This window comes from Mycolicibacterium nivoides, assembly GCF_003855255.1.
Classification (GTDB): Bacteria; Actinomycetota; Actinomycetes; order Mycobacteriales; family Mycobacteriaceae; genus Mycobacterium; species Mycobacterium nivoides.
Genome location: NZ_CP034072.1, coordinates 6,359,674 through 6,366,652 on the forward strand (window position 1 = coordinate 6,359,674; position 6,979 = coordinate 6,366,652).

Consider the following 6,979-nt stretch of genomic DNA (forward strand, 5'->3'; position numbering starts at 1 on the left):
TTGATATCCCGCGCCAGATGGCACACAGAACGCCAGCGTAACCACTTTCCGCAGGTTGCGTCTCTATGGTCAACACCGTTGCCGCAGAACGTTGTTGCCAACCCGCGGCCGAAGCGCTGTTGCGCCCGTGGGACGCGCGTAAGCCGCTATCCGTGGGGTTTGCTGGTCGGCTTCAGGGTCAGTTCTCCAGCCACAGGTCGACGCCTTCGGTGGCGAAGATCGACAGCACGGTGCTCCAGGTGTCTTGCCCGAGTGCCTCTTTGATATTTCGGTAGGACGTCATGACGAACCGGAACTTGCGGTTGTCCGGGGTGCCGAAGCCACCGCGCAGGCAGTCGGCCAGCGCATCCAGATTCGAGCCGAAGTAACCGCCGTCGCCGTTGACCGCACGGCCGATCTCGGTGAAGAAGTCCGCCTTGGAGGCAACCTTGGCCCCATCGATCCGATACGTCTTCACATGCCTCCGATCAGGCAGAAGGACTCGTAGTGGTCGCCGGTGTAGTAGTACTCGGGCGGGTCGTTCCGCGGTGCTCCGCCGGTGACGATGCGCCGCTTGCCGCGGTGTTTGTTGCCGGGCGTCGGGACCGTGTACTCGCGGTAGTAGCCGCGCTCATGCTTGGGCAACCGGCCTTCGTAGTTTCCGAAGACGACGCCGTCGTTGCGCGGGTACGGAAACGGCCCACCGGACTGGATCAGCTCTACGGTCTTGTCCGCCTCCGGCGGAAGGCCACCCAGGTCGCACGTGCCGTCCGCTGCCGCTGACTTCGCCGGTGATGCCGGTGCCGAGACCGCCGGAGATGACGTGGGTTGAGTCGGAGCGCAGCAGCCCGAAAGCAGGCCGCACAGCACTGCCAGCGCCGCAATGCGCGATCGTCCCATCGGCATGAGGCTAGCAACAGGCCCCGCAAATCCGGGGTCAACGGCGCCAGCCGTGCGACGATCGTTACTCGAGTGAACAGAGTGACCACCCTTGCGGAGCCCACGGCCCGCCGCGGCAGCACCGCGAGCGGGCGGAAAGCGCTGCCGAACAAGCAGTTTCGCCCTGACATCGAGGGGCTGCGGGCGGTAGCGGTACTCGCCGTGGTGCTGTTTCACGCCGGGGTGCCCGGATTCGATGGCGGGTTCATCGGCGTCGACGTGTTCTTCGTCGTGTCGGGATTCCTGATCACCGGGCTGTTGTGGCGCGAGGCCTCGGGCACCGGGACGGTGCGGATGACGCGGTTCTATGCCGGACGCGCCCGGCGCCTGCTCCCGGCCGCCGCTCTGGTCCTGGTCGCGACATCGATGGCGGCCACTCTCCTACTCCCCCCGCTGCGGGCCCGCTCGGTGCTGGCCGACGCGATCGCCAGCGCCCTGTACGTCGGGAACTACCGCTTCGCGGCGGAGGGCACCGACTATCTGGCGGCGGAGACGGCGGCGTCTCCGCTGCAGCACTACTGGTCGCTCGGCGTCGAGGAACAGTTCTATCTGTTGTGGCCGGCCCTGATCCTCGGCACTGCCTGGATGCTGACCCGCAGCGGCCGGGGCACCCGTTCGGCCGTCCCGTACGCATGCGTATTGGCGGTGGTGGCCGCCGCCTCGCTGATGGTGTCGCTCTCGTGGACCCAGACGATGCCGCCCTGGGCGTTCTTCTCTCTGCCGACCCGCGCCTGGGAGCTGGCCGCCGGCGGTCTGGTCGCGTTGACCGCGGCGCACTGGCGCAGCCTGCCGCCGGTCTGTGCGGCGCTGGTCGGCTGGGGTGGTCTGGCACTGATCCTGGCGACCTGCACGCAGCTCGGCACGGCCACGCCTTACCCCGGGTCGGCTGCATTGCTTCCGGTGATGGGCACCGCGCTGGTGATCGGGGCGGGTTGTGCGATACCCGATCTGGGTGTGGGACGGCTGCTGTCGAAACCGGTGATGCGTGGCATCGGCCGGTTGTCGTACTCGTGGTACCTGTGGCACTGGCCGGTGCTGCTGTTGGCGCCCGCGCTGTTCGGCCACGGCCTTGGATTGGCCGGTCGGCTGGCGATGATGGTGATGGCGCTGGGCCTGGCGATCCTGACGCTGCACCTCGTCGAGAACCCGACCCGGTTCGCCGCGGCGCTGCGGGGATCGTCGTGGCGCAGCCTTGCCGTCGGCGCGACAGCCACCGGAGTGGCCGTCTGTGCGGGGCTGGTGCTGTTGGCGGTACGTCCGGTGCCGACGGCATCTGGTCCGGCAGCGGTTCCCGTCGCCGCGATCGGACCTGCGCGCGCGGCCGCTCCGCCATTGACTCCCGAGCAGCAGGTGCAGGCGGCTGTCGCCGCCTCGGCTGACCTTGGGGCCGTGCCGTCGAATCTGTCACCGCCGCTGGGCAACATCACCAAACCCGAGGCGTTCGTCAACGGTTGTGTCCTGTCTTGGATGGACGTCGCCGTACCCGACTGCACGTCCGGGGACGTCAACTCGGCCACCAAAGTCGCCCTGATCGGCGATTCTCATGCGGGGATGTGGCAGCCGGCCCTGGAAACCGCCGCACGGCAATCGCATTGGCGGTTGGACACCTTCGCGAAAGTCACCTGCCCACCGATGAAGCTCCCGATCCTCAGCCCCTATCTCGGACGCGAGTTCACCGAATGCAAGCAGTGGCGGGCTGACGTGCTGACCCGGATCGCCAAGGAACGTCCCGCATTGATCGTGCTCGACGTGGTCCGCCGCTACGGCGCGGATTTCGGGTTCGTCAGCTACGACCAGACCTGGCTGGACGGATTGACGCGACTGGTGTCGCAGTTGCGCGGAACCGGAGCGCGGGTCCTGGTGCTCGGCCCCGTACCCGACCCGCACACGACGGTCCCGACGTGCTTGTCGGCGCACATGGACGACGCCTCAGCCTGCGCGCCCGACCGTCCGATCGCCGTGAACGACAATGGGATTGCCGCCGAGGCCGCAGCGGTGCAGGCTGGCGGTGGGCAGTACGCGCGCCTGGACCAGTACTTCTGCACCGACCGACGCTGCCCGGTGATCGTCGGCAACACCCTGGTCTTCCGCGACGACAACCACATCACCGCCGAGTACGCGCAACTGCTGTCGCCGGTGATGGCCCGCCTGACCGAAAGCGCATTGGCGCCCAACTAGCGTTCTAGAACCTGGCCACCCGATCGGTGAACGCACCGTGGTAGCTCATCGGCAGGTGGAACGGCAGCCAAGCCTCCGCGATCGGCCCGGCGTCCACGCGCGGAGCGTCGAACACCATGAGCCGGCTGCGGTGTTGGGTCTCGTCGTAGCCCACCGTCAGCACCCATCCGTCGTCCTCGGCGCTGCTGCCCGGCCGCGGAACGAAGATCGGCTCGACCAGTTTGTGGCCGGGCGGGCAGTAGGCCTGCACGCTGCCGCCGGCATGGTCGAAGCGGCCGATTCCCTCCCCGCTGCCCTCCCCGTCACTCGGTACCGTCACATACGTCACCGAGTGCGCCTGAGTTGAGCGGCGCTGATCGATCTGCGGGAACTCGCAACCCATCTGGGCCAACGGTTCAGCCACGACACGGTCGTCGGGGCCGCTGCTCAGCGTCGACGCCGGGTCCGGCGGGCCTGCCGCGCCCACGCCTTGCCGAAGTCACCGGTCAATCGCAGTTTCCGGCGACCGGTCGGTCGCTCAGGCGGCGTCCTTCTTCTCGGTCTTCTTGGCGGGCTTCACCGAGTCGCCGGCCTTCTTGACGTTGTCCTTCACGTCGTTGACCGCCTTCTCAGCGCCCTTCTGGATTCCATCGGCCGCGGACTTGATCTGCTTGCGACCATCCTCGGCGACCTTGTTCACCCTCTCCTGGGCGTCCTTGACCGCCTTCGCCGTCCGCTCACGCGCCTTCTCTGCCGAGTCCTTCGCACGCGCGCCGGCCTCCTTGACCGATTTCTCGACCTCCTGGCGGGCATCATCGGCTGCGGTCGTGAGCTTCTTGGTGCCGTTGTCCACGTTCACCTTTGTGTCACCCACAGCGGGTTCATCCACGACAGATTTCAGATTGACGGTGTCCGAACCGACGTCGGTCTGCGTGATGCCGTGGGGCTCGAAGCCCGTCTTCGCAAGGCTCTGTGTCCCAACGTTGTTGAACGCCCCCTGGGTGAGGCCGTTCAGCGCGTCGGTGAGACCCGAGAGGTCCAGTCCGGTTCCTCCGGTCGTCAGCGAGTTACCCACCCCGAGCAGGCCGAGCAGTTGCTGGATCGGGCTCGGGACGGGGTTCTGGTTGATCAGGCCGTCACTGATCGCCTTCTGAATGCCCGTCACGAGGTTGTTGACCAGATGCCCCGGAACCTGTGCCCAGTCGACATCGGCCGGAAGTGTGCCGAAAGCCGTTGGGATATCGGCCTCGTCGAGCGTGCGGTCATACACACCGGTCTGCTCGTTGTAGTACACATCGGTGTAGCCGAGGTTGACCAGGCTGGTGAGCACCGGGCTCAGCGCCGTCCCGATCGGGTTGTTGAGATTGGCGCCGGTCAAGAGGTTGACGACATCAACCGCGAGGTACGTCGGCTCGAGCAGCGGCAGGCTCTGCGCCGGGATCGTGACGTAGATGTTGAGTTTGGGGCCCAGCTGAGGATCGTCCCCGGGATCGGCCAGATAGTCGGTGATGTCCGCGCCGAGCTGCGTCACGATCTGGTCGACCAGCACTGTGCCCAGCGTGTCCAGCGACTGGTTTCGCAGGATGTACGTCGGGAACAGTCCTGCCGCAACGTTGTTCGCCATGGTGAACGGGTTGGGCCAGGCGGCGAAATCCGAGAGCGGGAGATACTCGGCCGTCGCATCGATCTTGATCGGGATCAGGTTGGCGCCACCGAGGGTGAGCCCGAGCAACGGCACATCACCGAGCACCGGCACGTCGCCGATGATGCTGGTCCCGCTGCTCTGCACCTGAGTATCGGGGGTCACGGTGTTGATGCCCAACAGCCCGAACAACGGGTAGGCACGGGCCAAGATGCCGCCGTTGGCCCGGCCGGGGTTGTCGATCAGGAGCATCGGCATGATCGTGAAGCTGCCCAGAAGCGGGTTGGTGCCGGTGTAGTTGGCCCCGCCGGGCTGATTCGGCAGATCGTCGACCACCTGCTGATACGCCGCGCCTGCGGCGAAGGCACCGAATCCCCAGCCCGCCACGATGGGGATCCGCACGTCGGCGACGTTCGTGCTGAGGGCCGGCAGATCCACGCCGGTGAGGAGCTTGAAGGTCACTTTCAGAGCTGCAAACGCCGCCCCACTCGTGGGCAGGCCGAGCGCCGTGAAGAGAGACTCGAGACTGATGTCGAGGTAGTCGGTGTTGTTGATCTCGTCGGCCACCGAATTCGGGAAGGACGGCACCCACCCGAGGTCGACACCGAGCAGTCGCAGCAGCGTGAACGGCCCGCCGGTGGTGATCAGGTTGATCCCGGCCGACGACAGCGGGTCGTCGAGGTCGATTCCGAGAGCGTCGGCCAGGTCGCCGATGGGCAATCCGCCAAGGGCACCGCCGAGCGCTCCACCCAGCGCGTCATTGAGCGGGCCCTCGACAGCGGCGGTCGGATCGATTCCGGCGGCCTGCAGGAGCGCGAGCAGGTTGAAGTTGTTGACGAACGCCGTTTCGAGCTGCGCGCCGACGGTCTGGAACTGGTTGTAGACCTGGGTCCCGAAGCCGCCGGTGAGGTCCGGGATCTGGTCGGGCGGCGGGAAGATCTGGACCCCGGATTGCAGCCGGAGATCGCGCTGGACCGCGGCGGCCTGAGCCGGCGGTGGAGCAATACCAACCGTAAGCGCGGTGACTGTTGCGGTTGCCGCACCGAGGGTTGCGACCCTCTTGACGCGCCGCCGCTGCCTACGGTGTTTGACTGCCATCTGACCAGTCCTTTCGGCCGCCTTCTCAGGTTGATCTCAGGCAACTTAACACTAATGTGACCTTCATCACCTAATTGCTGGAAAGAATTTTCGTCTTCAATTTCGCATCCGTCGCAAACCTTGAAGGAGTACTTTTATCAGGCTGTACTGGGCATCGACATATTGACGCGCGCGCCAGTTAATGTGGATGCATCTGCCATCCTGCCGAAGCAATGTTGCTGTACGGCATTGCGAGGGCGCTCGCCCTTGCCAGTGAGCGGCGAATCTGTCAACCGATGCGATCCGGCGGGGAATCAGCCTCAGCCTTCTCCAGGACGCGTCGCGCCGCCGACTCGACCTGACCCGCATACCCTCCGCCGAACAGCACCACATGCGCGAGCAACGGATAGAGCTGATGCAGGTCAAACCGGTCAGCCCATCCATCACGCAGTCGCCGCACCGTCTGGTATCCGGCCAGCATCTCATCCATGAACGGGAAACCGAACAGTGCCAACATCGCGAGATCCGTTTCACGATGGCCACCGTGCGCGGCGGGGTCGATCAGCACAGCGCCGTCACCGGTCCACATCACGTTGCCGCTCCAGAGATCCCCGTGCAGCCTGGCCGGCACGTCGTCGTCATCGAACGCACCCGCGCCGCAGCGGTCAGCCACCTCCGCGATCGCGGTCCGCGCCGTGGCGCTCAGCCTGGGCGCAGCCAGCCGCGCCATCGGAATCAAGCGCTCATCGGCGTAGAAGGCTCCCCATGAATCTTTGCGGGCCAACGACATTGACAATGGCTGGGACATCGGCCCGAAAAACCCGTCGCCGTCGTAGCCGTCTGGCCCGCAGCCATAAGCCGGTGCCCCAGCGTCGTGAGTATGGGCCAATCTCTGGCCGAAGACCCGCGCGGCATCGGCGGTGGGTGTGATCGGGCACAGCCGCCGCAGGGTCAATGAGTTTGCGTCGTAATCGATTACCGTGACGCACGGCACGCCACCCTTCACGGCGAGCCATCTGAGTCCGGCCGCCTCGGCCGCGAAGAACCCAGGCGGCGCCGAGTCATTGCGCTTGACGAAGACGTCGGCCCGGTCCGCCGCATTGGGCATATCGGCCAGGCTACCGACGCACCCTCTGACTATGCGGCTTTCGGTGGCGGTTGGGGTTGGAAGGGCTGGTACCACCA

At 66.1% G+C, this 6,979-nt stretch carries 5 protein-coding genes and 1 pseudogene; 1 reads left to right on the forward strand and 5 read right to left on the reverse strand.

Annotated features, from left to right (window positions below):
- Positions 1-178 precede the first annotated feature (178 nt).
- Positions 179-457 (reverse strand): barstar family protein, encoded by a 279-nt coding sequence (locus EH231_RS30960; protein WP_124713972.1) that lies wholly within the window; start codon positions 455-457, stop codon positions 179-181.
- Positions 454-879, reverse strand: a complete 426-nt coding sequence (locus tag EH231_RS30965) for a guanyl-specific ribonuclease (protein WP_234927350.1) — start codon at positions 877-879, stop codon at positions 454-456. Before EH231_RS30965 ends, EH231_RS30960 begins: the two co-directional genes overlap by 4 nt.
- 81 nt (positions 880-960) lie before the next feature.
- Between EH231_RS30965 and EH231_RS30970 the strand changes: the two genes are divergently transcribed.
- A complete protein-coding gene (locus EH231_RS30970; RefSeq protein ID WP_090429106.1) occupies positions 961-3,096 on the forward strand; it encodes an acyltransferase family protein in 2,136 nt (711 codons plus the stop codon).
- Positions 3,097-3,100: 4 nt separating this feature from the next.
- Here the strand turns inward: EH231_RS30970 and EH231_RS30975 are convergent.
- From EH231_RS30975 to EH231_RS30985, 3 genes and pseudogenes are all read right to left on the reverse strand, one after another.
- Positions 3,101-3,505: pseudogene (locus EH231_RS30975) on the reverse strand (carotenoid oxygenase family protein); the annotation flags it as partial.
- A 108-nt stretch (positions 3,506-3,613) separates the two neighbouring features.
- Complete coding sequence (locus tag EH231_RS30980) at positions 3,614-5,815, reverse strand: AAA family ATPase (protein WP_090429108.1); 2,202 nt, start codon at positions 5,813-5,815, stop codon at positions 3,614-3,616.
- A gap of 268 nt (positions 5,816-6,083) precedes the next feature.
- Entirely contained in the window at positions 6,084-6,902 is an 819-nt protein-coding gene (locus EH231_RS30985; RefSeq protein ID WP_090429111.1) for a fructosamine kinase family protein, read from the reverse strand.
- Between the last annotated feature and the right edge of the window lie 77 nt (positions 6,903-6,979).